This is a genomic window from Macellibacteroides fermentans (assembly GCF_013409575.1).
Taxonomy (GTDB): domain Bacteria; phylum Bacteroidota; class Bacteroidia; order Bacteroidales; family Tannerellaceae; genus Macellibacteroides; species Macellibacteroides fermentans.
In genome coordinates, this window is record NZ_JACCCY010000003.1 from 793,846 (window position 1) to 817,433 (window position 23,588).

General features: G+C 45.4%; 22 protein-coding genes. 13 read left to right on the forward strand and 9 right to left on the reverse strand.

The genetic code is table 11. From position 1 onward, the window contains the following. Positions 1-19: 19 nt before the first annotated feature. The 11 genes from F5613_RS12635 to F5613_RS12685 all read left to right on the forward strand — a co-directional run bounded on the left by F5613_RS12635 (position 20) and on the right by F5613_RS12685 (position 13,501). On the forward strand, positions 20-1,108 hold the full coding sequence (locus tag F5613_RS12635; RefSeq protein ID WP_179399996.1) for a Gfo/Idh/MocA family protein: 1,089 nt from the start codon (positions 20-22) through the stop codon (positions 1,106-1,108). Positions 1,109-1,211: 103 nt separating this feature from the next. Further along, the gene (locus tag F5613_RS12640) at positions 1,212-2,489 is read left to right on the forward strand and encodes a nucleotide sugar dehydrogenase (RefSeq protein WP_179399997.1); all 1,278 of its coding nucleotides are present in this window, start codon (positions 1,212-1,214) and stop codon (positions 2,487-2,489) included. Between the two features lie 8 nt (positions 2,490-2,497). Then, a complete protein-coding gene (locus tag F5613_RS12645; RefSeq protein WP_179399998.1) occupies positions 2,498-3,310 on the forward strand; it encodes a class I SAM-dependent methyltransferase in 813 nt (270 codons plus the stop codon). After that, on the forward strand, positions 3,307-4,779 hold the full coding sequence (locus tag F5613_RS12650; protein ID WP_068185230.1) for a lipopolysaccharide biosynthesis protein: 1,473 nt from the start codon (positions 3,307-3,309) through the stop codon (positions 4,777-4,779). The genes F5613_RS12645 and F5613_RS12650 overlap by 4 nt, the downstream gene beginning before the upstream one ends. After that, entirely contained in the window at positions 4,766-5,854 is a 1,089-nt protein-coding gene (locus tag F5613_RS12655; RefSeq protein ID WP_179399999.1) for a glycosyltransferase WbsX family protein, read from the forward strand. The genes F5613_RS12650 and F5613_RS12655 overlap by 14 nt, the downstream gene beginning before the upstream one ends. Next, positions 5,851-6,783 carry a glycosyltransferase family 2 protein gene (locus tag F5613_RS12660; protein ID WP_179400000.1) on the forward strand — a complete coding sequence of 311 codons (933 nt, stop codon included), beginning with the start codon at positions 5,851-5,853 and terminating at the stop codon, positions 6,781-6,783. Before F5613_RS12655 ends, F5613_RS12660 begins: the two co-directional genes overlap by 4 nt. Before the next feature lie 7 nt (positions 6,784-6,790). Further along, entirely contained in the window at positions 6,791-7,975 is a 1,185-nt protein-coding gene (locus F5613_RS12665; RefSeq protein WP_179400001.1) for a glycosyltransferase family 4 protein, read from the forward strand. Between the two features lie 8 nt (positions 7,976-7,983). Further along, entirely contained in the window at positions 7,984-8,895 is a 912-nt protein-coding gene (locus F5613_RS12670; protein WP_179400002.1) for a hypothetical protein, read from the forward strand. A 27-nt stretch (positions 8,896-8,922) separates the two neighbouring features. Continuing rightward, positions 8,923-10,209 carry a glycosyltransferase gene (locus F5613_RS12675; protein ID WP_179400003.1) on the forward strand — a complete coding sequence of 429 codons (1,287 nt, stop codon included), beginning with the start codon at positions 8,923-8,925 and terminating at the stop codon, positions 10,207-10,209. Then, positions 10,206-10,964, forward strand: a complete 759-nt coding sequence (locus tag F5613_RS12680) for a glycosyltransferase family 2 protein (RefSeq protein WP_179400004.1) — start codon at positions 10,206-10,208, stop codon at positions 10,962-10,964. Before F5613_RS12675 ends, F5613_RS12680 begins: the two co-directional genes overlap by 4 nt. Positions 10,965-10,990: 26 nt before the next feature. Beyond that, positions 10,991-13,501 carry a YfhO family protein gene (locus tag F5613_RS12685; protein WP_179400005.1) on the forward strand — a complete coding sequence of 837 codons (2,511 nt, stop codon included), beginning with the start codon at positions 10,991-10,993 and terminating at the stop codon, positions 13,499-13,501. Between the two features lie 89 nt (positions 13,502-13,590). Here the strand turns inward: F5613_RS12685 and F5613_RS12690 are convergent, their stop codons facing one another. Genes F5613_RS12690 through F5613_RS12705 form a run of 4 tightly spaced genes read right to left on the reverse strand, consistent with a single transcriptional unit; the run spans position 13,591 to position 15,418 of the window. Further along, on the reverse strand, positions 13,591-14,061 hold the full coding sequence (locus tag F5613_RS12690) for a DUF4252 domain-containing protein (protein ID WP_179400006.1): 471 nt from the start codon (positions 14,059-14,061) through the stop codon (positions 13,591-13,593). Next, positions 14,058-14,474 carry a hypothetical protein gene (locus F5613_RS12695; RefSeq protein ID WP_179400007.1) on the reverse strand — a complete coding sequence of 139 codons (417 nt, stop codon included), beginning with the start codon at positions 14,472-14,474 and terminating at the stop codon, positions 14,058-14,060. Before F5613_RS12695 ends, F5613_RS12690 begins: the two co-directional genes overlap by 4 nt. Beyond that, complete coding sequence (locus tag F5613_RS12700; RefSeq protein ID WP_068185276.1) at positions 14,464-14,973, reverse strand: RNA polymerase sigma factor; 510 nt, start codon at positions 14,971-14,973, stop codon at positions 14,464-14,466. The genes F5613_RS12695 and F5613_RS12700 overlap by 11 nt, the downstream gene beginning before the upstream one ends. Further along, a complete protein-coding gene (locus tag F5613_RS12705; protein WP_079682168.1) occupies positions 14,963-15,418 on the reverse strand; it encodes a DUF4252 domain-containing protein in 456 nt (151 codons plus the stop codon). Before F5613_RS12705 ends, F5613_RS12700 begins: the two co-directional genes overlap by 11 nt. Before the next feature lie 795 nt (positions 15,419-16,213). Between F5613_RS12705 and F5613_RS12710 the strand changes: the two genes are divergently transcribed. Beyond that, positions 16,214-17,035, forward strand: a complete 822-nt coding sequence (locus F5613_RS12710; protein WP_218858927.1) for a basic secretory protein-like protein — start codon at positions 16,214-16,216, stop codon at positions 17,033-17,035. A 33-nt stretch (positions 17,036-17,068) separates the two neighbouring features. Here the strand turns inward: F5613_RS12710 and F5613_RS12715 are convergent, their stop codons facing one another. The 5 genes from F5613_RS12715 to rpsO all read right to left on the reverse strand — a co-directional run bounded on the left by F5613_RS12715 (position 17,069) and on the right by rpsO (position 22,503). Then, entirely contained in the window at positions 17,069-18,244 is a 1,176-nt protein-coding gene (locus tag F5613_RS12715; RefSeq protein WP_246303406.1) for a glycosyltransferase, read from the reverse strand. A 4-nt stretch (positions 18,245-18,248) separates the two neighbouring features. Further along, a complete protein-coding gene (gene ahcY, locus F5613_RS12720; RefSeq protein WP_179400008.1) occupies positions 18,249-19,667 on the reverse strand; it encodes an adenosylhomocysteinase in 1,419 nt (472 codons plus the stop codon). 111 nt (positions 19,668-19,778) lie between these two features. After that, complete coding sequence (locus F5613_RS12725; RefSeq protein ID WP_179400009.1) at positions 19,779-21,431, reverse strand: AMP-binding protein; 1,653 nt, start codon at positions 21,429-21,431, stop codon at positions 19,779-19,781. A gap of 13 nt (positions 21,432-21,444) precedes the next feature. After that, a complete protein-coding gene (locus F5613_RS12730; protein WP_179400010.1) occupies positions 21,445-22,029 on the reverse strand; it encodes a helix-turn-helix domain-containing protein in 585 nt (194 codons plus the stop codon). A gap of 204 nt (positions 22,030-22,233) precedes the next feature. After that, on the reverse strand, positions 22,234-22,503 hold the full coding sequence (gene rpsO, locus F5613_RS12735) for a 30S ribosomal protein S15 (protein ID WP_068187106.1): 270 nt from the start codon (positions 22,501-22,503) through the stop codon (positions 22,234-22,236). Between the two features lie 145 nt (positions 22,504-22,648). On the opposite strand from rpsO, the gene F5613_RS12740 reads away from it, so the two are divergent. Next, positions 22,649-23,588 (forward strand): GTP-binding protein (locus F5613_RS12740; protein WP_179400011.1); only part of this gene is annotated, 940 nt, incomplete at its 3' end.

Here is a 23,588-nt window from a genome sequence, read left to right on the forward strand (position 1 = left end):
CTTGAAATTGATACCGTTTATGGAACAAGATAAAAAAATACGCTTTGCCGTTGTTGGCTGCGGACACATCGGAAAGCGCCACATTGAGATGGTTCGCAGAGAACCGGGAGCACAATTAGTAGCCATATGCGATGTGCTGCCTCTGGAGTTGCTAAAGCTGGACACGGGAGATCAGTCGGTTGTTCCTGCCGGAGCTCTCAATGAAAACAGGCGGGCCGGAAATGAACCGGCCGACGTAATTCTGTTTTTTAAGGATTTGTCCACACTTTTGTCGGCGAACCTCCCCATAGATGTAATCAGTATTTGTACTCCCAACGGGATGCATGCCTCCATGGCCATTAAATCAATTGAGGCAGGATATCACATTGTTGTGGAGAAACCCCTGGCGCTTACCGTTTCCGAGGCAGAGCGGGTGGTATTTACCTCCCTGAAATATCGGAAGCAGGTGTTTTGTGTGATGCAAAACCGGTATTCGCCTCCTTCCGTATGGATAAAAGAGCTGATTGATTCCAAAAAACTGGGCGATTTATACATGGTGCAGCTAAATTGTTACTGGAACCGTGACGACCGGTATTATAAACCGGGCGGCTGGCACGGTACGGCTCTGCTGGACGGAGGAACTCTGTTTACCCAATTCTCCCATTTTATTGATATCATGTACTGGCTTTTTGGAGATATCACCAATATTCAGGCTCGTTTCCGAGACTTTAACCACAGCAGACTCACCGATTTTGAAGATTCGGGGTTCGTGAGTTTCGATTTTGTGAACGGAGGTGTGGGTACCCTCAATTATTCGACCTCCGTATGGGATAAGAATATGGAGAGCAGCATTCTTATCGTGGCTCAAAACGGAAGCGTGAAGATAGGGGGGCAGTATATGAACGAAGTAGAATATTGCCATGTAAAGGATTATCAGTTGCCCCAATTGGCTCCCACCAATCCCGGCAACGACTATGGAGCCTATAAAGGTTCCGCACAAAATCATAATTATGTAATTCAAAATGTAGTCCGGGTTCTCTCAGGAAACGCATGTATAACCACCAATGTGCTGGAAGGGTTAAAGGTTGTGGATATTATTCAACGTATTTATGCCTTAAAGGATAAATAAGGAATAACTATTCTCCCAATTTATTATCTTTGTCCCCGCAGGTTGCTTTCGGGGACGGGAGTGACGAACCTGTGGTGTATCCGGACGTTAAGCAATCTAAGAAATGGAAATAGCAATTATTGGTCTCGGTTATGTAGGCTTACCCCTTGCGGTTGCTTTTGCCAAAAAGTACCGGGTAAGAGGTTTCGATATAGATTCGTCCCGGATAGCCGATTTGCAACAGGGTGTTGATAACACACTTGAGGTTGATGAAAATGAGCTTGTTAAGGTGTTGAAAACCTCTGTTGATAACTCCGGTGGACTTACAGTTAGCTCTGATCCGGCATCCATCCAATCCTGTTCGGTTTATATTGTTACGGTTCCTACTCCCATCACCCGGTTTAAATCGCCCGACCTGTCTCCGTTACTCTCGGCAACAGCCATGATTGGCAGTATGCTTAAGAAAGGCGACGTGGTTGTGTACGAATCGACTGTCTATCCCGGATGCACGGAGGAGGATTGTGTTCCTGTGCTCGAGCAAACATCCGGATTAAGATATAACCTGGATTTCTTTTGTGGCTATTCTCCGGAACGGGTCAACCCCGGTGATAAGAAAAACCGTCTGGAGACCATTCGTAAGGTGGTATCCGGTTCAACCCCCGGGGTTGCCGGGATGCTGACCGGTTTATATGCTTCAATCATTGACGCGGGTGTGTTTACAGCCTCTTCCATGAAGGTTGCCGAAGCCAGCAAAGCCATCGAGAATGCCCAGCGGGATGTAAATATCTCATTTGTAAATGAACTCGCACTGATATTCGACCGCATGGAGATAGACACCCGCGAAGTGCTGGAGGCCGCATCAACCAAATGGAATTTCCTGAATTTTAGTCCCGGTCTGGTTGGAGGTCATTGTATCGGTGTGGATCCCTACTACCTGCTTCATAAAGCTCAATGCCTGGGTTATCACCCCCAGGTGATATTATCGGGACGGAATGTGAATGATTCCATGGGGCATTTTGTGGCATCAAAAGTGGTGAAGCTGATGAGTAAAAAGGGAATCTGTATCGGTCAGAGTAAGGCCCTGATTCTGGGCTTTTCATTTAAGGAGAATTGCCCCGATACCCGCAACACAAGGATCATTGATATCTATACGGAGTTGTCCGACTTCGGAGTAACGGTGCAAGTGTACGATCCCTGGGTGTTTCGAAGCAAGGTGGAGGAGGAGTACGGCCTCAGCCTGCTACCCGATCTGCCCGACCTTACCACCTACGATGCCATTGTGCTTGCTGTAGGGCACGATTGCTTCCGGTCGGTCGACTTTCAATTTGTAAAAAATAAAAAAACCATCCTGTTCGACGTAAAGGGGATTCTGCCCCGGGAATGTGCTCACGGGAGGTTATAGAAAACCAGATGGGAAAAATATACGGATTAACAGAAGAGGCATATACCCCCTCGCCTTTATTGCAATGGGTTACATCCGGATCCAGGGTATTGGAGCTGGGCGCTGCCATGGGATATATGACTCGCTATATGAAAGAAGAGTTGGACTGCCGGGTTACCGAAGTCGAAATAAGCGCCGAAATGGCCCGCCATGCAGCTCTTTATGCCGAACAGATGGTGGTAGGTAATCTGGATACTGATCCCTGGTTTGAAACAATAGAAGGTCCTTTCGACTATGTGGTGATGGGAGATGTGTTAGAACATCTGCGTAATCCACGGAAGACCCTCGAAAAAGCAGTCTCCCTTCTGAAGCCCGGAGGATTTATTCTGTCATCTGTTCCCAATATTTCTCATAATGCAGTAGTGATGGGCCTGCTTAAAGGCGAATTTCCATACCAGTCCTTTGGTCTGCTTGATGATACCCATGTACATTTCTTTACCCGGAAAAGTATGTTTGAATTGTTCAATAGCTGCGGATTGCTTAGTGTGGCTGAGGAATCTAACCTGATGCGTCCCGATGCTACGGAACTTAAACAGTATTATGCATTCCGTTTTTTAGCAGCCTTCATGGTGCGTCGCCCCGATGCCCATGTTTATCAGTTTATCAATAAATGGCAATTGTCCGATGGAGGGCCGGTCGTACACCAAAAGTCAGAGGGTATCCGTTTAGGCTGGGGTAGTGCAATCCGGGCATTGATGGACGACATGAACGAGTACCTGGGCGTAAAGCTTGGAACAGGGGGGAGTCTGACCAAAATTTTTAGGAAAAAAGTTTCTGAATGAAATCATTGAAAGAACGTACCGCCACAGGCATTTTCTGGGGGGGACTTAATACCTTTTCACAACAGCTTGTCCAGCTGGTATTCGGGATTGTGATGGCCCGAATCCTGATGCCCGACGATTATGGTTTAATCGGGATGATCTCGGTCTTCACCCTGGTTGCCAACACACTGCAGGAAAGTGGTTTCTCGTCCACACTAATTAAAATGCAGGCACCCACCAAAGAGGACTATGCGTCGGTCTTCTGGTTCAACGTTTTTATCAGTCTGGTCATCTACCTCATTCTTTTTGTGTCGGCTCCGGCAATAGCTGGTTTCTTCGATCAACCGGTTCTGGTGGATTATTCCCGTGTGGTGTTCCTGTCATTTGTCTTCAACGCATTGGGTATCATTCAAAACGCCATTCTTACCAAGCAGATTGCGCAGAAGCAGCTGGCCATGGTAAATCTGGGATCCATTCTGTTGTCGTGTGTCCTGGGACTTACATTTGCGTTGCTCGATTTTGCGCATTGGGCCATCGCCATACAGGCGGTGTCACTTTCATTTTTCCGTACCCTGCTGCTCTGGATGATGAGCGACTGGCGACCGGAAGCTTCGTTCCATCTGCCTGCTCTAAAGCGGATGTTCCCGTTTAGCGTAAAGCTTCTTTTCTCGGGTGTAATCACCCAGCTGGCCGGAGGGGCCTATTCTTTGTTCCTTGGTAAGTATTACGATGCGGAACAGGTTGGTTACTATACCCAGGCAAATAAATGGTATACCATTCCCTATTCCATTGTGTATGGGATTATCAACACATTGGCTTTACCTGTATTGTCCGAGATAAGCAATGAAACCGAACGGCAGCGGGCTGTATTTCGCAAAATGATGAGGTTTACAGCTTTTATCTCATTTCCTATGATTCTGGGACTTGCCTTCATCGCCAAAGAGTTTATTTTGGTGATGGTTACGGCCAAATGGCTGGGTGCGGTGGTAATTCTTCAGATTCTTTGTATCTGGGGAGCATTTGTCCCGATGTACAGCCTGTATGTAAATGTTATGATATCCCGTGGTCATCCGGGTGTAAACCTGATATTCAGCCTTGTGAACGGATGTTTACTCCTGGCAACCATAGTGGCGACGGTGCATCTGGGAGTGGTTAAGCTGTTGTTATTTACTACGGCGATCAATTTACTTACACTGGGGGCCTACTTTGTAGTAGCCTGGAGATTGCTCCGTTTCGGACTGACCGATTTTATAAGAGATGTGCTTCCCTTCGGATTTATTACTGTTGCGGTTTTCCTGGTGGTTTCCTTATTGTTAAAACCAGTGGATAATATATATTTGTTGCTGATTCTCAAGATTCTGCTTTCCGCATTGTTGTATGTGGGAGTGATGAAATTGCTTCGCGTGGTAATTCTGGAGGAGATTCTTGGTTATTTTAGCGGTATGAAGCGTAAATTTGCAGTACAAAAGAAAAACGATGAAACAAAATAAAGCAAGGGTACTGGCCTTTTATCTGCCACAGTTCCATCCAACACCCGAAAATGATGCGTGGTGGGGAAAAGGATTTACGGAATGGACCAATGTGGGTAAAGCTAAGCCCCTGTTCAGAGGACATTACCAACCTCAGGTACCGGCAGATCTGGGCTATTACGACCTGAGAGTGCCCGAAACCCGTGTTGCTCAGGCCGATATGGCCCGTGAATATGGTGTAGAGGGATTCTGTTACTGGCATTATTGGTTCGGTAACGGCCGCCGTTTGTTGGACAGACCTTTTACGGAGGTGCTGGAGTCCGGCAACCCCGATTTCCCTTTTTGTCTGGCTTGGGCCAACCATAGCTGGCATGGAATCTATTGCGGTGTAAAGAGTAAAGAGCCTTTAATTGAACAGACCTATAATGGCTTGTCCGATTACGAACATCATTTTTACGATGTGTTGCCTGCATTCAAAGACAAGCGCTACATAACAGTGGATGGAAAGCCTTTTTTCCTTGTCTTCTCTCCGTTGGAGATTCCCGATCCCAAAGAATTTATTGATTGCTGGCAGCAGCTGGCAATCCGGAACGGACTTAAAGGGATTCATTTCGTAGCGCATACTTATAAAGCGGAGAATATAGACCTATTGCTCTCCCGTGGATTTGATGCGGTTAACGTTGTTCGTCTGTTCGATTACCAGCGACACGGACTTTCCGTGTTTAAAATGGCGGTCAATAAAATAAAGCGTGAGTTTTTTAAACACGGATTTTGGTGCGAGTACAAGGATGCCATGAAGTTCTTCTCCGGCAAGGAAGATGTGCAGGAGAATGTATACCCCACGGTTGTTCCCAACTGGGACCATTCTCCCCGTACCGGCAAATTCGGTGTCATTCTAAAAAATTCTTCTCCCGGATTGTTTCGTAAGCATGTGGAGAAGGTATTGGATAGCGTAGATCATAAGGCCGATGAACACAAGGTGGTCATACTCAAATCGTGGAACGAATGGGCGGAAGGTAATTATATGGAACCCGACCTGAAGCACGGAAGAGGGTATCTGGAAGCACTGAAAGCAGCTCTTAACAAAAAACAATGAACAACACCTGCTCATCCTTACTTTACACGGTTTCGGTAATCATTGTGAACTACAATACACGTGATTACCTTGACAATTGCCTGCGAAGTCTTTTTGCCTGTACGAAAGGGGTCTTATTCGAGGTGATTGTAATAGACAATGCCTCATCCGACGATTCAGTACGGATGGTAAAAGATTCCTATCCATCGGTCACCGTAATTGAGTCGGACCGTAACCTGGGATTTGGGGCAGCCAATAACCGGGCCTTTGATGAAGCAAAGGGGAAGTATATATTTTTCCTGAATCCGGATACGGTGCTGTTGAATGATGCGGTTTCTATTTTGGCCACCTACCTCGATACAACACCTTCGGTTGCTCTTTGTGGAGGAAACCTGTATACGCCCGACGAGCACCCCAACGGATCCTATAGTCTGTTCACCCATTCGGTGCTAAGGGAAATCTGTATTGCACTCAATATACCTTATTCCGATAAAGGAGAATATTTCAATACCGGACACAGTAAACCGGTAGGGACCATCTGTGGGGCCGATATGATGATAAAGAGAACGGTGTTTGAGAAAGTAGGGAGGTTTAATGAAATCTTTTTCATGTACTATGAGGAACCTGATCTGTGCAGCCGGATCAAGAAGGCCGGTTTTGCGGTTCATTCGGTTCCTGAAGCCAGAATAATTCACTTTGAAGGAGGGGCAACCCACCTGAACACGGTATTCGACAAACCATCCAAATTCTTTTTCATAAGCAGTCAGCTTGCCTATTCGAAGCTGCATCTGAAGCTTCTTTATCCGGTTCTATGGGCCATTCACTTCGGGAAGTCGGCTTTAGCCTATTCGGTCTACTCACTTAAGAAGAACCAACGACGAAAAGTATATTGGCTCAACTATCTATTCACCGTCTGCGGAAAGCCTTTACCGGCTTGTGCATCCAAGTAACGCCTGTATGGAACGTAAACGAACGCTGTTATTTCCGATTGTCGATTTTCAGGAGATTAATTTGGGGAAAGACGTATTTCTCACGCCTTATTATCTGGGGAAAAAGCATAATCTGGAAGTCCGGATTGTGTATCCCTTATCCGAAAATAACAACCATCTGCCGGCGGAGTACAGAGGTGTAGAACTGATTCCTTTACCGTTCAAAAGCAATTACTCTTCCTTTTCCTTTAAGGGTGAGTGGTATTTTCTCTACTATATTTTGAGGCATGCCCGGGAAACGGATGTGCTGATGCGGTTTCATTTTTCGGTTCAGACCGGACTGATCGGATTAATCTACAAGATGCTGAATCCGAATGGGGTATTTTATATCAAAGGAGACGGTTACGGATTGTTCACCTCCCTGTTTCGCAAAGAGAATTCGCTTCTGATGAAGGCTAAGAATTTCCTTATCCGTAAGGCGATGCATTTCACCTGCGGGTTGGCCGACCTGATTTCGGTTGAGACTCCGTCGTTGTTTGATTATCTGCGTACTGAACTTCCTGCAAGGATGAATGATAAAGTGGTGTTGATGCTGAACGGATTTGATGAAGAATATTGCCGGGAGCTGCAGATTAAAAGACGTTCACTGCCAGAAAAGGAGAATATTATGCTGGCCGTGGGACGTATCGGTGCCCCCGATAAAAACAACGAACAGCTGCTGTATGCCTTGGAGAAGACAGACCTGAAGGACTGGAAGGTTGTCTTTGTGGGACCGGTGGAAAACCGTACACACGATTTCAGGCAGACGATCGACGAATTTTATAAACGGAATCCGCACCTCACGGAGAAGGTTTTGTTTCCGGGAGCTGTTTACGATAAAAAAGAGTTGTGGGAATGGTATAACAGAGCCAAAGTATTTGTGCATACCTCCCCAAAAGAATCTTTTGGCATTGTTTTGAGCGAGGCTTTTTATTTCGACAATTATATTTTATCTACATCGGTCGGAATCGCAAGTTATTTAATTAACTTTGGCTACGGCGAATTGGTGAATCATAACGATGTAGAGGGATTAGCATCCAAACTGCAGGAGGTGATAGACGGAAAGACAGACCTGGAGGAGCGTCTTAGCTCACGCACCATGGATAATGATGCCTTTACGCTGAAAAAGGAGATAGATAAATTGGGAAATCTTTTCCCGAAAACGGCTAAATAAAGGAGACGATGTACAATATTCCCATTTTGTTTTTAATATTTTGCAGACCGGATACCACCGAACAGGTTTTTGAACAGATACGGGCAATCAAGCCTGCCCGGTTGTATGTAGCGGCCGATGCTCCCAGAGCAGGGCGCCCCGATGAGGCGGAAAGGGCGGCGCAGGCAAGAGCCATTACGGAGAAGGTGGACTGGCCATGTGAGGTGAAGACGCTGTACCGCGAACAAAACCTGGGATGCAAAAGGGCTGTCTCGGAAGCGATCAGCTGGTTTTTCGAACAGGAGGAATATGGCGTGATTCTGGAAGACGATTGTCTGCCTCACCCATCCTTTTTCCCCTATTGCGAAGAGCTGCTGTTGCGATATAAAGACGATCCGCGGATAGGCCATATCAGCGGGAATTGTTTCCTGCCTCAGGCCATATCGCCGGAACTGAGTTACGATTTCTGTTCCGTTACTCATATCTGGGGATGGGCAACGTGGCGCAGGGTATGGAAAAACTTCTCTCTCGATTTTCCTTTTTGGGAGGCCACAAAGAACAACCCGGACAAGCGTAAATCCCTTTTCCGTACCAAACGGGAGGAGATCTATTTCACCTCCTTTATTGAAGACACATTGGCAGACCGTTATGGTATAAGCGCATGGGATGTGCAGTATTACTTTATGCTGCGAACACAAAACCAGCTCTCCATCTACCCGTCGGTCAACCTGGTTACCAATATCGGACTCAATTCTGTTGGAGCCACACACGCTACCCGAAAAAAAGAAAAACAATTTGTATCTTCGCAACCCATCGCTTTACCACTCACCCATCCGGTGTATGTGATGGACAACAAAGACATTAATGAAGCGGCCGTAAAAGGGAGTTTCTTCTCTTACAAGCGGCTGGCAAGGTATTATTTGAATAAACTTACAAAATAATAAAAGAGGGCTAACGATTTGCAGGATATGAAAGTTCTGATTCTTTGTACTTCCGAAAACACAGGAGGCGCCGCAGTGGCAGCCAAACGACTGATGTATGCCCTGCATTCCATTGGAGTTGAGGCGAAGATGCTGGTCCGCGACAAGCAGACAGACGATTCCCATGTGTACTCTGTCAATACATCTTGGATTAGTACCAAGCTTAATTTCCTCCGGTTTGTAGCAGAGAGACTCCTTATATTTCTGTGTAACAAGTTTAGTAAAGAGAATCTTTTCCGCACTTCGATTGCAAATACCGGGAATGATTTGTCCCGTCATCCGTTGGTACAGGAGGCCGATGTGATTCACCTGCACTGGATAAATCAGGGCTTGCTTTCCATAGCGGATATACGCGGACTGATCCGATCCGGGAAAACCGTATTGTGGACAATGCACGATATGTGGGCCTTTACCGGAATTTGTCATTATTCGGGCAATTGCCTTAAATTTACGGAAAAATGTTTCAACTGTCCCCAGCAGCCTGCGCATCCCTTTGCCGATCTGTCGGCGCTGACCTGGGAGCAGAAAAAGAAGATACCGCAAGATAGGATAGTCTACGTAGGTTGCAGCAAATGGATTACAGAAACTGCCCGTCACAGCGAATTAGTATCGGGAGCCCAGATTACATGGGTTCCTAATCCCATTGATACAACCCGGTATTATCCGGTTGACCGGATTGAAGCCAGAACCCATTTCAATCTGGATGCAGATAAAATCTATCTGTTGTTCGGTGCCGCCAAGCTTACGGACGAACGTAAGGGCGCTGCTTACCTGAAGGAGGCCTGCCGGATACTGAAAGAGAAACATCCTGAATTGGACTACCGCATCGAGCTTTTGCTGATGGGCAAGGCACAGGAGGATATTCTCGGCTATTTTCCCTATCCCACACGCTCATTCGGTTATCTGAGTTCAGAATCAGAGCTGGTCAAGGCCTATTCGGCTGCAACCCTGTTTGTGATTCCGTCGTTGGAGGACAACCTGCCCAACTCCATCATGGAGTCCATGGCTTGCGGAACCCCGTGTGTTGGTTTCCGCAACGGAGGTATCCCCGAAATGATCGATCATAAGGAGAACGGCTATGTGGCCGATTACCTGGATGCCGAGGATCTGGCCAGGGGAATATATTGGACGATAGCCGCATCCGGAGATGAGGCAATACGGGATGCCTGTGTGGAGAGAGTGAAAGTCCACTACAATCAGCAGCAAATTGCCCGACGATATTATCAATTATATGAAGACGCATCCAAGCGGATTCAAACAATGAAAGAAAGATGATACAACCCCTTTTTTCCATCATAACGGTTACTTATAATGCAGAACAATGGCTGGAACGGACCATCCTGAGTGTTCTGAGTCAGTCGTATCCCCATATAGAGTACATTCTGATAGACGGGGCATCGACAGATGGCACCCTCGAGATAGCCAACCGCTATGCATCCGGAATTACATGCCTGCTAAGCGAACCCGACAAAGGGTTGTACGATGCCATGAATAAAGGCTTGCACAAAGCAACGGGCGATTACGTTTGGTTTCTCAATGCCGGAGATACATTGCCTACGGCAGATACGATTTACCGTATGGTGAAACGATTGGATAAACGGGGTATCTATCCGGATGTGCTGTATGGAGAAACCAACCTGGTGGATGCGGAGGGCCGCAGCCTGGGAGCACGGCGCCTGAAAGCCCCAAAGAAGCTAACATGGAAAAGTTTTCGTATGGGTATGCTGGTCTGCCACCAGTCGTTTCTCGTAAAACGTGAGCTGGCGCCCGATTACGACTTGAATTACCGTCTGGTAGCCGATTACGACTGGTGTTTACGATGCCTGAAGCGTTCGAATACGATTCATCATACACATATGATATTATCCAACTTCCTGGAAGCGGGCATGAGCACCGTAAACCGCAAGGCATCGCTGAAGGAGCGTTATGAAATTATGTGCCGCTACTACGGGAAGCTACCTGTCATCCTGCTTCACGGATGGTTTGCAGTACGCTTTTACTTTGCCAAATGGGTGAAGGGGCGGGTATAAACGAATTTATAATTAAAACAGAAAATATGCAGAGCTTAGCAAAGAAATGGGGCGGGCATTTGGCAGCCCTCCTTTTATTTACGGTAGTTACAATAGCCTACTTCTCTCCATCGGTATTGGATGGAAAGGTGATACATCAGGGCGATATGCTCAAGTTCTCAGGCATGTCTGAAGAGCTCAACAAGCATGCGGCCGAGGCCAAAGACGGTAACATAATCGCGTGGACCGGATCCATGTTCTCCGGTATGCCCTCGTATAACATTGCGGTGAAGGGAACAGCACCCGAATACCTTTTCTATCTGGAAAAAGCGATTAAGTCGGTCGACTTTAACGGGGCCAGCATGGTGCTCACCGGACTGATCTGCTTCTACATCCTGATGTGTGTAATGGGGATTCCGCTGTGGCTCGCCATCGCCGGAGCCATCGCTTTTGCCTTTGCTTCTTATAATCTGATTATCATCGAAGCCGGTCATATCACCAAAGCTTACGTAATTGCCTATATGCCACTCACGATAGCCGGTATGCTATTGTTGTTCCGGAGTAAATTTCTTTGGGGAGCGGTGCTGTTTACCTTGGGTGTAGCCCTTTCGGTATTGAACGGTCACTTACAGATCACCTATTACCTGGCGCTGCTTTGTCTGTTTATCTACATCGGCTTCGCCTGGGATCAGATCCGCCAAAAGGCAATGGTTCCGCTGGTGAAGATTTCGGGTGTTATGCTTGTGTGTGTTATCCTGGCTGTGTTACCTAACTTAGGGAATCTGTATGCCAACTGGGAGATGAGTAAAACCTCCATGCGCGGTCCTACGGAACTTACGCAGGCAACTACAGGAAGTGCCGCCAAAGTGTCCGACGGTCTGGACAAAGAATATGCCTTTGCCTGGAGTTACGGCAAGGGAGAGCTGCTCACCTTATTAGTACCCAATGCCTACGGAGGAGCTTCGGGAGGTACATTGGACAATAATTCAAACCTATACAAGGAGCTTCGGAGTAAAGGAGCCCAGTTAGGTAACGATGTGCAGAGTTACACCTATTGGGGCGATAAGATATTTACCTCTGGTCCGGTTTACTTCGGCGCTATCGTCTGTTTCTTGTTCGTACTGGGACTGTTCGTGGTTCCCGGAAAGCTGAAATGGTGGATGCTGGGAGGTTCTGTTTTTCTTACCTTGCTGGCATTGGGAAAGAACTTTGACGGCTTCAACGATTTTATGTTTCATAACCTGCCCATGTACAACAAGTTCCGTACGGTGGAGATGGCTTTGGTGATTCCGGGACTTGTATTCCCGCTCATTGCCTTCTGGGGATTGAAGGAGATCCTTTCCGGAAAGGTGGACGTGAACCTGCTGAAGCGGGGAACCCTTACGGCTTTAGGGCTTACAGGCGGTATTTGTCTGATTCTTTGGTTGATGCCGTCCCTGTTCCTCGATTTCCGCTCGCCCATGGATACCCAGTATCAGATGCCGGACTGGTATTACAATGCCTTGCTGATGGACCGTAAATCTCTGGCACAGGCAGATGCTTTACGCTCGTTGATTTTTATTCTGCTGGGCGTATCTCTTTTGTTCTGGTATTTTAAAGCGAAGAACAAAGAGAAAACAGCTGTATATGTTGGTGTGGGAATAGCTATCCTTATGTTGGCCGACCTATGGAGTGTGGACAAGCGCTACCTTAATGGCGACGACTTTGTACGTGAGCAACCTGCCGAGACCTATAAGGCAACGGTGGCCGATAAAGAAATACTGAAGGATACAGATCCCTCTTTCCGGGTGTTGAACCTGAATAATCCATTCCAGGAAACTACAACTTCATTTTATCATAAATCCATTGGAGGTTACCATGCTGCCAAGTTGCGCAGGTATCAGGAGTTGATTGACCATCGTCTGACGGGTGAGATACAGTCGATCATGAAAACTTTCCAACAGGCAAAGACTGCCGATGATGTGATCAAAGGACTGATGGTTTGTCCTACGTTGAATATGCTGAATATGCGCTATATCATTTACAATCCGGAACAGGCTCCTATACGCAATCCTTTCGCCTATGGAAACGCATGGTTTGCCCAAAAGGTGGAGATGGTGGACAATGCCGATGCCGAGATGGCTGCAATGAATCAGTTCAATCCGTTGATGGTGGCGGTTGTCGACAAACGTTTTGCTGCCGATCTGGAAGGTTTCACTCCTCAACCGGATTCTACGGCAACGATTGCACTTACCGATTACAAGCCGAATGTGGTTACATACCAGTCAAATACAAAAACCGAACAGCTTGCCATCTTCTCCGAGATTTATTATCAACCCGGATGGAAAGCTTTTGTGGATGGGAAGGAAACGCCTCATTTCCGTGCCGACTGGACATTACGCGCCCTTCGCGTACCTGCCGGCGAACATCAGATTGTATTCCGCTTCGAACCTGACAACTACATTATGGCAACCCAGGTTGCATCGGTAAGCTCGCTGATTATCCTGTTGCTGCTGGCCGGAGCCATAGCCTGGTCGGTATGGAATACCCTTAAGAAGGATAAAGAGCTGCAGAAATAGATTACTCAAGTTTTTAAAAAACAGAAGAGGGTGTGTCATTACTTAGTTTTGACACACCCTCTTTCATTTATTTGCAGTACCATTTTATCTTATTTATCCATGTCTTTGGTAATTTCCTGGATATCCTGCAGGGTAAAATTCCCAAGCAGCTGTATCACCGTAAACCCATCTTCGGTATCTGCCAGCATCAGCATGTCTTTTACCAGATCTCCTTTCATTACGGCATAGAAGGTTGCCTTGGTTTTACCGTCGCGAACGCGCATTAGCTCTTCGTGTTGTTTGGTTACCAACTGAGAAAACTCGTTGCGCATCTTCACTGTCAGATCCTTGCGTTCGGTGGTAAGTACCTGCAATGATTCCACTTTCCCTTTCATGTTCATCAGATTTAATCCTGCTGTCTGCATGGTGGGCATCATTTTAAACATGGCCTTCGAGATATAGACCGAAGTAACATTGTCCATGTCGGCGTATTTTTCGAACAGTTTACTGGTTGTCTGCGCCAGACCAGCCTGACTGAATACGATGCACAGAAGTGCGAGTATGATATATTTTGCTTTCATTGTATCTCTTCTTTATTATTCAATTGTTTGTTTACGATTTTATTTACCTTGTGAATTTCCTGCTGAGCGTCAGACACCTCGTCCAATCCTTTGTTCAGCTGAGTGGACATAAAGGCGAGCGCTTTATTTGCAGCGATGGCAGCCTCCATCGGATCAGAGAATGTATCGGCAGTGGTAGGTTTCTGCTGAACATATTCCGTCTGGAAAAAGAGAGCGGTGCCAATCACCAGAGCCGCCGCAACGCCTCCGCACCAGTATATGAAACGCCTTCTTACCAAAGAAATCTTCTTGGTCTGTTCTCCGGCAGCCAGGTTGTCGATATACTGTTCCAATCTTTCCGACAGGCCTTCGGGCAGCCTTCCATCCTCTTGCAGTGCCTTGTCGATTAGTTCGTCTATCTGTTTATCGTTCATATACGTTTAGTTTTATGTATTGCTCTTTAATAATTTTACGTGCCCGCGAAAGCAGTGTGCGCACATTGACAGCACTGAATCCGGTAATCTCTTCTATCTCCTCCATGGAACAGTCGCCAAAACCTCTTAGTTTCAAAACCCTCTTCTGGTTTTCCGGCAGCTGCTCAATCAGCTGTGCTACCCTTTCAACCTCGTCTGCATTTTCGAGTACGGTATCGGGCGTGTTGTAGCTGGCAATTGTAATGGTATCCAGACTATCTTCGTAGCGTCCCGATTTAGAAGACCGGAGAAAATCCATGCAAAGGTTTTTAATAAGGGTGACCGAAAAGGCCTCCGGATTGATAATGTTTGTAAGTTCCTCCCGTTTGTTCCATAGTTTGCAATAAGCCTCCTGAAGAATGTCTTCGGCATCGTCTTTATTACCCGTAAGGGCATAGGCAACGCGGAAAAGCTTCGGATGCAACGGAAGGAACGTCTGTTTGAATTGATCAGGACTCACCTTTACCGTGTTTGTTAACCATCCGTTCGATGTCTGATGGTTTGATTTTACCTTTTATACGTACCAATGCTGCGTCGCTGCCTGTGGTTACGATCACCATCTCGCGGATCATCTCATTTTCGATGCGGACCAGCACTTTGGTGCGTTCTCCGTTTTCGTTGGCGTTGACCATTGTCTCAAACTTATTGTCTTTAAGCTGGCTCACCGCCTTGCTTAGTTTTTCCTTTACATCATTGGTGCAGTCTTCCAACGAATACACCTCTATCCCGTCTACCCCCATCGTGTCCGAAAACAGACTCGCAAATTTCATGGTGATCTGTCCCATGCTGATGGTAGTTACATTGTTCATTTTCGAAAACTCCTTGAACAGGTCGTTTACATTTTTCTGACTATATCCTGCCTGGCATATGATTACGAGTGCCAGTATGGCCATGATTTTTTTCATATCTTTTTAAAATTTAAATTGTTGAATCTGTTTTCATCCCTCTTCCATGTGCACCTTTGGCGAGGCATTCAAAAAGTAGACGGCACAGCCTTGCAGGTTGTTACAAAAAAACGGAATAAATTTATAAAATAATTCGTGTCGGCCTATCTCATTATTCTACTGAAATTTATTCATCGAAAACGATTTGTGCGAAAAACATCTGTCATTTGTCATTTTTCAGCTCGGATCCCTTTATTGAAGAGGGTTGTGAGGATGATAGATGTCTTGTGACGGATGCAGATCATCTGTCATCTGTCATCCCGTACGGCTCCACTTCGGTTCCAGTCAAATCAAACCGCAGGCTTTACATAGTCCATTTTAATGAGTCTGTTTTATACACAAGCATCCGGGTACGAAGGAGATTTTCATCGTATTCTTTCTGTTCAGAGAGGATGCATAACCAATGGTTAGTCTTAACACAACGATGAACTAATCCAATCACTACCATGAACTATTTTTTTCATAACGAGCCATTATTCGTTTGACATATGTTAAACGCAAGTTACCCAATTGTTGAACGCAAGTTACTCATATGTTGAATGCAAGTCATCCAATTGTCAAACGAATAGTATGCTACTGCGTTACGAATAGTTGTCCGTATACTAAAGATTAAAACCCTTAAGGGAATATAGTACGTTATTGCCTAAATGAAATTACAACGTAGTGGACTTTCTTTTAATGGATAGTTAATACTTGATTTAATATTTTTCGGTTTAATTCTGTAGATTTGTACTTTAAATTAAATATAGACCTATTATGAGTGTGTTTAAATCTTATTTCTTGTCAGGACTTTTGTGTATGGGCTTACTGCAAGCCAATGATGTGGTTTCGCAATCTTCAACCTCGAAGGATAATGTATCGTGGAGCAATTATCCGGTTGGTAACATTATTTTTAAATCCTTGTCGCCCGAAACAGAAGGGGCTCGTATTTATCATGAATTGGTGTCGAATCCGGAAGATTATATTGCTTTGCAAGCACGGAAGGTATTAGAAACGCTTTATTTTTCTCCTTCTGATAGCATTCCGGGTATAAAAACGATTCATTATACCTTGAAAGAGTACGATGGGATTTCGGCAAAGGGGGGTAATCCTCCAACTATTTATATAGATTACAGTACAAAATGGGTGGAAAAAACCTTTGGAAAAGAATTGAATAAAGAAAAAGTAGATTATGAAACCCGCGGTGTTTTATATCATGAGCTAACGCATGGTTTTCAGTTAGAACCTCAGGGAATAGGCTCTTATGGAACAAATAAGACTTTCTTTGCAATGATTGAAGGTGTGGCAGATGCTGTCCGTCTGCTTAACGGTTGCTTTACAGAAAAAGACAGACCCAAAGGTGGCAGCTATATGGATGGTTACCGGACCACTGGATTCTTTCTTGCTTGGCTGACAAAGACAAAGGATCCGGATTTTCTTAAAAAGTTCAATCAAAGCACATTAAAGGTTATTCCCTGGTCGTTCGATGGAGCGATCAAGTACGCCTTAGGGAATCAATTCCAGGTAGATGGTCTTTGGAATCAGTATCTTACAGAAATGGGAGATATAGCTGTAGCAAATAATCAGGATCCCCGTTAAGTAAGCAGAAGAAAGAGGCATTGTTACGGAAAATTATAATGTTTGAACGTAGTTTATAACTTTTCCTGCAAAAGTTTCCCACGATAGTGCCTTTTTCTCTGTCTCTATATTCTTGAGGCAGGTTGCCAGCTGGTCGTTTTTAAAAAGGGTCAGGATAGCTTCTTCAATGGCTTGGGCTGTTATGGCAGAGGTTACTATACCGGTTTTCGGGATATCAATGCTTGCCGGGAAATCGCCCACCGGAGTACTTATCATCGGGGTGTCGAAATGGTACGCAATAGATACGACTCCGCTTTGTGTGGCCGAACGATAGGGCAGTATCAAAGCATCTGCTGCCGAGAAGTAGTCGCTGATCTCATTGTCATTTATATACCGGTTGAATACCCTGATTCGCTCTTTCGCACCGGAAGCATCGATCTGATGCTGGTATTTATCGAAGCTGCCGTAGCATTCGCCGGCAATTACAAGCTGATAGGTGTTATCCAGATGCGACATGGCTTCGATCAGCAAATCAAGTCCTTTATAATGGCGGATCAGTCCGAAAAAGAGTAATGTTTTTTTATCCGGATCAAGCCCCAGCGTGGTGCAGGCTTCCGACCGGTCTTTTCGTTCGCCGAATTGGTTGTACAGGGGATGCGGACTCACCATACAGGGGGCCGCGGGACGGATAGCGTGTAAATCGTTTTTTACATTTTCGCTGAGGGTGATAAATCCATGACACTGATTGAAAAACAGCTTAGCCAACGGCTTATCCATGGGCCGGGCTTCGTGAGGATAGGCATTGTGAAGCAACGCCACCACTTTACAGCTTTTTTTCATCCGGTTGGCTATGTGGGCATAACCGGGTACAAAGAAGCTCATCCAATAGGAGATGATAATCAGATCCGGCGCAAACTCTCTCAACGCTTTTTCCGTAGCAAAATAGCTGAAAGGATTGATGCTGTCTAATGTCCGAACACTTTCAACCACTTCTGCCTGATCGTCTTTATCTACATATTGTGTCTTTCCGGGGAATAATATGCCGGGATATAGTCGCTTGAAGTTAAATGCTTTAACCTGGTGTTCTTTGCCAAGCTCGTCATAAAGCATGGCGCTGAACTGGGCGATTCCGCCCCGGTAAGGATAAAATGGAGAGAGGATGGCAATCTTCATAATTGGATACATAGTGAAAGAAAAGAGGGTGAACCGTGTTGCCGGTTCACCCTTCATTATATTAATATCTGTAGTGTTCCGGTTTATAAGGTCCGTCTACGGGTACACCGATGTAATCGGCCTGCTTTTCACTTAAAACAGACAGTTTCACACCGATACGTTCCAGATGCAGGCGGGCTACCTCTTCGTCGAGTCGTTTAGGCAGGCGATAAACACCTATTTCGTAAGCCATCTGCCACAGATCTATTTGTGCCAGAACCTGGTTTGTAAATGAATTGCTCATTACAAAAGAGGGGTGTCCGGTTGCACAACCCAGGTTTACCAAACGTCCTTCGGCCAACAGGAAGATGGAGTTCCCGGTTGGAAAGGTGTACTTGTCTACCTGTGGTTTGATGTTTGTATGTTTGATATTTGGATAATTAACCAGCTTGTCTACCTGAATCTCGTTGTCGAAATGGCCGATGTTACATACAATAGCCTGATCTTTCATCTGAGCCATATGCTCGATGGTGATGATATCGCAGTTTCCGGTAGTGGTAACAAATATGTTACCCTCTTTAACCGCCTCTTCCATGGTGGTTACTTCAAATCCTTCCATGGCAGCCTGCAATGCACAGATCGGGTCTATTTCGGTCACGATCACACGTGCACCGTACGAACGCATGGAACGGGCACATCCTTTACCTACATCACCATAACCCAGAACAACTACTACCTTACCGGCAATCATTACATCGGTGGCACGTTTGATACCATCGGCCAGCGATTCGCGGCAACCGTACAGATTATCGAATTTGGATTTGGTTACCGAGTCGTTTACATTGATGGCAGGAACCAGCAATTCCCCTTTTTCCATCATCTGGTAAAGACGATGTACACCGGTGGTTGTCTCTTCTGAAACCCCTTTCATCTCTTCAACCGCACGATGCCAGCGCTGGTTATCTTCGGCCAGAATAGTATTGAGTGTATCCAGAATAACCTGCTCTTCATGATTGCCGCCTTTACGGTTGATGGTTTCGGCGTCTATTTCGGCACGGTATCCCATATGTACCAACAGGGAAGCATCACCTCCGTCGTCTACAATCATATGCGGACCTTTTCCTTCGGGGAAACGGAGTGCCATGTCTGTACACCACCAGTATTCTTCGAGGGATTCTCCTTTCCACGCAAATACAGGTACGCCTGTGGCGGCAATGGCGGCGGCGGCATGATCCTGCGTAGAGAAAATATTACAGCTTGCCCAGCGAACATCGGCTCCCAGAGCAACCAATGTCTCGATCAGAACGGCCGTCTGAATAGTCATGTGCAATGAGCCGGTAATTCGGGCGCCTTTTAGCGGCTGTTTATCGGCATACTTGGCACGAAGCGCCATTAAACCCGGCATTTCGTGTTCGGCGATTTCAATCTCCTTGCGACCAAACTCGGCCAAACTCATATCCGCTACTTTATAAGGCAGCGTGGTTGGAAATAGTTGTGACATATTGAATAAAATAGATTGTTCAGTTTGCAAAGGTAAATAAAAAGCATGAAGTTAGTTGTTAAGGAAAAGAAAAAGAGAGCTTTCCATAGGGGAAGGCTCTCTTCTATATGCTCATTGAGGGGTTATTCCCTGTTCTTTGAGTAGTTGTAACCCGATATCTTTGAGTTTATATTTTTGGATCTTGCCACTTCCCGTCAATGGAAAGCCGTCAATGAAGAATACATATTTTGGTATTTTATGGCGGGCTATTTTACCCCGGCAGAAATCTTTGACAATTTCTTCGGTAAGAGTCACGCCCTCTTTTTGAATGATAAAGGCTCCTACCTCTTCTCCATATTTCTGCGAGGCGATGGCGGCAACCTGTACATCTTTTACACCTTCCAGGTGGTATAGGAACTCTTCTATTTCGCGGGGGTAAATATTTTCACCTCCCCGAATGATCATATCTTTTATCCGGCCGGTTATTACATAGTTTCCTTGTTCATTTTTGATACCCAGATCGCCGCTGTGTAACCAGCCATCCTTATCGATAACTTCGGCGGTAGCTTCCGGATTTTTATAGTAGCCTTTCATAACAAGGTATCCGCGGCAGCATATTTCCCCCTGAACACCCTGAGGACATTCTTCTCCGGTTTCCGGATTTACAATCTTCACTTCCGTGTGAGGGTATTCTTTTCCAACTGTAGTACATCTTTCTTCGAAGGAATCATCCAGGGTTGTATGAGTCATTCCCGGTGAACTTTCGGTAAGTCCATATACACTAGTTATATGTGTAATATGCATCTTATCTGTTACTGCACGCATCAGCTCAATGGGGCATAAGGCTCCTGCCATGATCCCTGTTCGTAGCGAGGTGAGGTCGAACATGGAAAACATGGGATGGTTCAATTCGGCAATAAACATGGTGGGAACGCCATAGAGAGCGGTGCACCGTTCTTTGTGAACAGAAGCCAGAACCACCAGCGGGTCAAACTTTTCCACCATCACCTGGGTGGACCCGTGCGTAAGGCAATTCATGGTTGCCAGTACTACGCCAAAACAGTGGAACAGGGGTACACAGCAACATAGCTTATCGTTTTGTGTAAAACCCATGCCTTCTCCTGTAAAGAGTCCGTTGTTTGTTATATTGTGATGTGTGAGCATTACACCTTTTGGGAATCCGGTGGTTCCAGAGGTATATTGCATATTGGCTACGTCATGACATGTAATGGTGGATTTTACATCGTCCAGCACTTCGTCGCTGATGTTGTCTCCCAACAGTAATAATTCGGGTGTATTGTACATCCCTCTGAATTTTTCCTGGCCGATAAAAACCACATTCTTCATTTTGGGAAAACGGCTGCAGCTAAGATAACCTCGTTGAGAATTTCTAAGTTCGGGAATCATTTCGTAGACCATGTCTACATAGTTTCCGTCAAATACCCCTTCGGTAATACATAAGGTGTGTAAATCCGAATTTTCAACAAGAAATTCCAGTTCGTGCTGCTTGTAATTGGTATTTACAGTTACCAATACCGCTCCGATTTTAGCTCCGGCATACAGAAAGGTAAGCCAGTCGGGAACATTGGTTGCCCAGATTCCTACATGGGTTCCTTTTGTTACACCGATAGCCAGCAATCCTTTGGCCATTTTGTCTACCCGTTCGTTAAACTCCTTCCAGGTGAAACGCAGGTCGCGGTCCGAATAAACAAGGTATTCTTTATCGGGTGTTGTCTCGGCCCAATGCTCAAGCCATTGTCCGATTGTTTTGTCTTGTAATTCCATAAAGAGATGATAATTAGTATGGCGTATATACTACAGCCAGTATTTTAGCTGTACTGCCGGCTCCGGCATGTACATGATGGGCTACAATCGAATCGTAATAAATGCTGTCTCCCTCTTCAAGGATGTAGGTGTTTTTGCCGTAATTGATCTCTACGATACCTTCAAGAACATAGATAAATTCTTCGCCTTCGTGTGTGGAAAGGATAAAATCTACGCCCGATGACGAGGCAATATCGATCAGGAACGGCTCCATGTGTCGTCCCGACTTTGCTTTCGACAAGGAATGGTATTCCATGTGCTTGCGTGCTTTGGTGGCATTGTTTGAGAAGCTTATACTTTCTGTAGCGGTATTGTTGTCTTGTTTCCGACAAATAACCGGACCCAGCTCTGTCTGATCGTCGAGGAATGTGCCCAGACGAACTCCCAGCACGCGGGCAATCTTGATTAACGGAGCCAGGGAAGGAAAATCAAGACTTCCTTCTATACGCTCTACCTGATCTACACTTAATCCGGAGCGTTCGGCAACTTCCTGAACGGTGAGGTTTTTGGATTCGCGGATGCGTTGTATTTTTGCTCCTATAATCTTGTTATTTCCCATGATAATTAAGTTGTATGTATTTTATTAATTTTTCGGCTGATTATAATTTGTTACAAAACACGGCAAAAATACATTAAATATTCAAAGATTAGGCTATTTTGTGTGGTTTTTAATCTGTTTTTTGATTAAAAGGGAGTTGTTATAACAAAAGAAAAGGGCCCCCTTCAATGAAGAGAGCCCTTTAACTTCCTGAGAAGTTGTTTCTTACTTTCTGATACCAAGTTCTTTGATGATTGCACGATATCTTTCGATGTCTTTAGCAATTAGGTAATCCAGTAAACGACGACGTTTACCTACCAACATTTTAAGAGCTCTTGAAGTACTATAATCTTTGTGATTCTTTTTCAAGTGTTCTGTTAAATGAGAAATGCGGAAAGTGAAAAGAGCGATCTGGCTTTCTGCAGAACCTGTGTCTGCGCTAGACTTTCCGTACTTTTCGAAAAGTTCTGCCTTTTTAGCTGAATCTAAATACATGAATTCTACTTTTAAAAAATTAATACTATTGTTTCAAAGCGTGCGCAAAGGTAGCCATTAGTTTTTTGATAGACAACACTTTTACTTTTCTTTTTTCCATATGAAAGGAATTTGTCGTAAATTTGCAGCCAATAAATTAGTCTCAATGCAAAAGATTAGAAACATCGCGATTATCGCGCACGTGGATCACGGTAAAACAACGCTCGTTGACAAAATGTTATTAGCAGGTAAGCTTTTCCGTGAAGGACAGGCAGAACCCGACCAGTTTTTGGATAGTAATGACCTTGAGCGCGAAAGAGGTATTACGATTCTTTCCAAGAACGTATCCATTACTTACAATGATTATAAAATCAACATTATTGATACTCCGGGGCACGCCGACTTTGGTGGCGAGGTTGAAAGAGTATTGAATATGGCCGACGGTGTTTTATTGTTAGTAGATGCGTTTGAAGGCCCAATGCCTCAAACCCGTTTTGTACTGCAGAAGGCCATCCAGCTCGGATTAAAACCAATTGTAGTTGTTAATAAAGTAGATAAACCAAACTGCAGACCGTCTGAAGTTCAGGAAATGGTGTTCGATCTGATGTTTAGTCTGGACGCCACCGAAGAACAGTTGGACTTCCCGACAATTTATGGCTCTGCTAAAAATGGTTGGATGTCTACCGACTGGAATGAACCTAAAGAAGATATTTCCGCATTGCTTGATGCAATCATAGAATATATCCCCGAACCTGTAACATTGGAAGGTACTCCGCAGATGCTTATCACTTCGCTCGACTTCTCCAAATATGTGGGTCGTATTGCCATCGGTCGCGTACACCGTGGTGAATTGAGAGAGGGGCAGGATGTGATGCTTTGCAAGCGTGACGGTTCTATGGTAAAATCACGCATCAAGGAGGTGAATGTATTTGAAGGTCTGGGTCGTAGTAAAGTGAACTCGGTTAAATCGGGTGATATCTGTGCCCTTATCGGCATCGAAGGTTTTGAAATTGGAGAAACTATTGCCGATTTTCTGGAGCCCGAGGCTTTACCTACCATTGCGATCGACGAACCTACCATGTCTATGTTGTTTACAATCAACAATT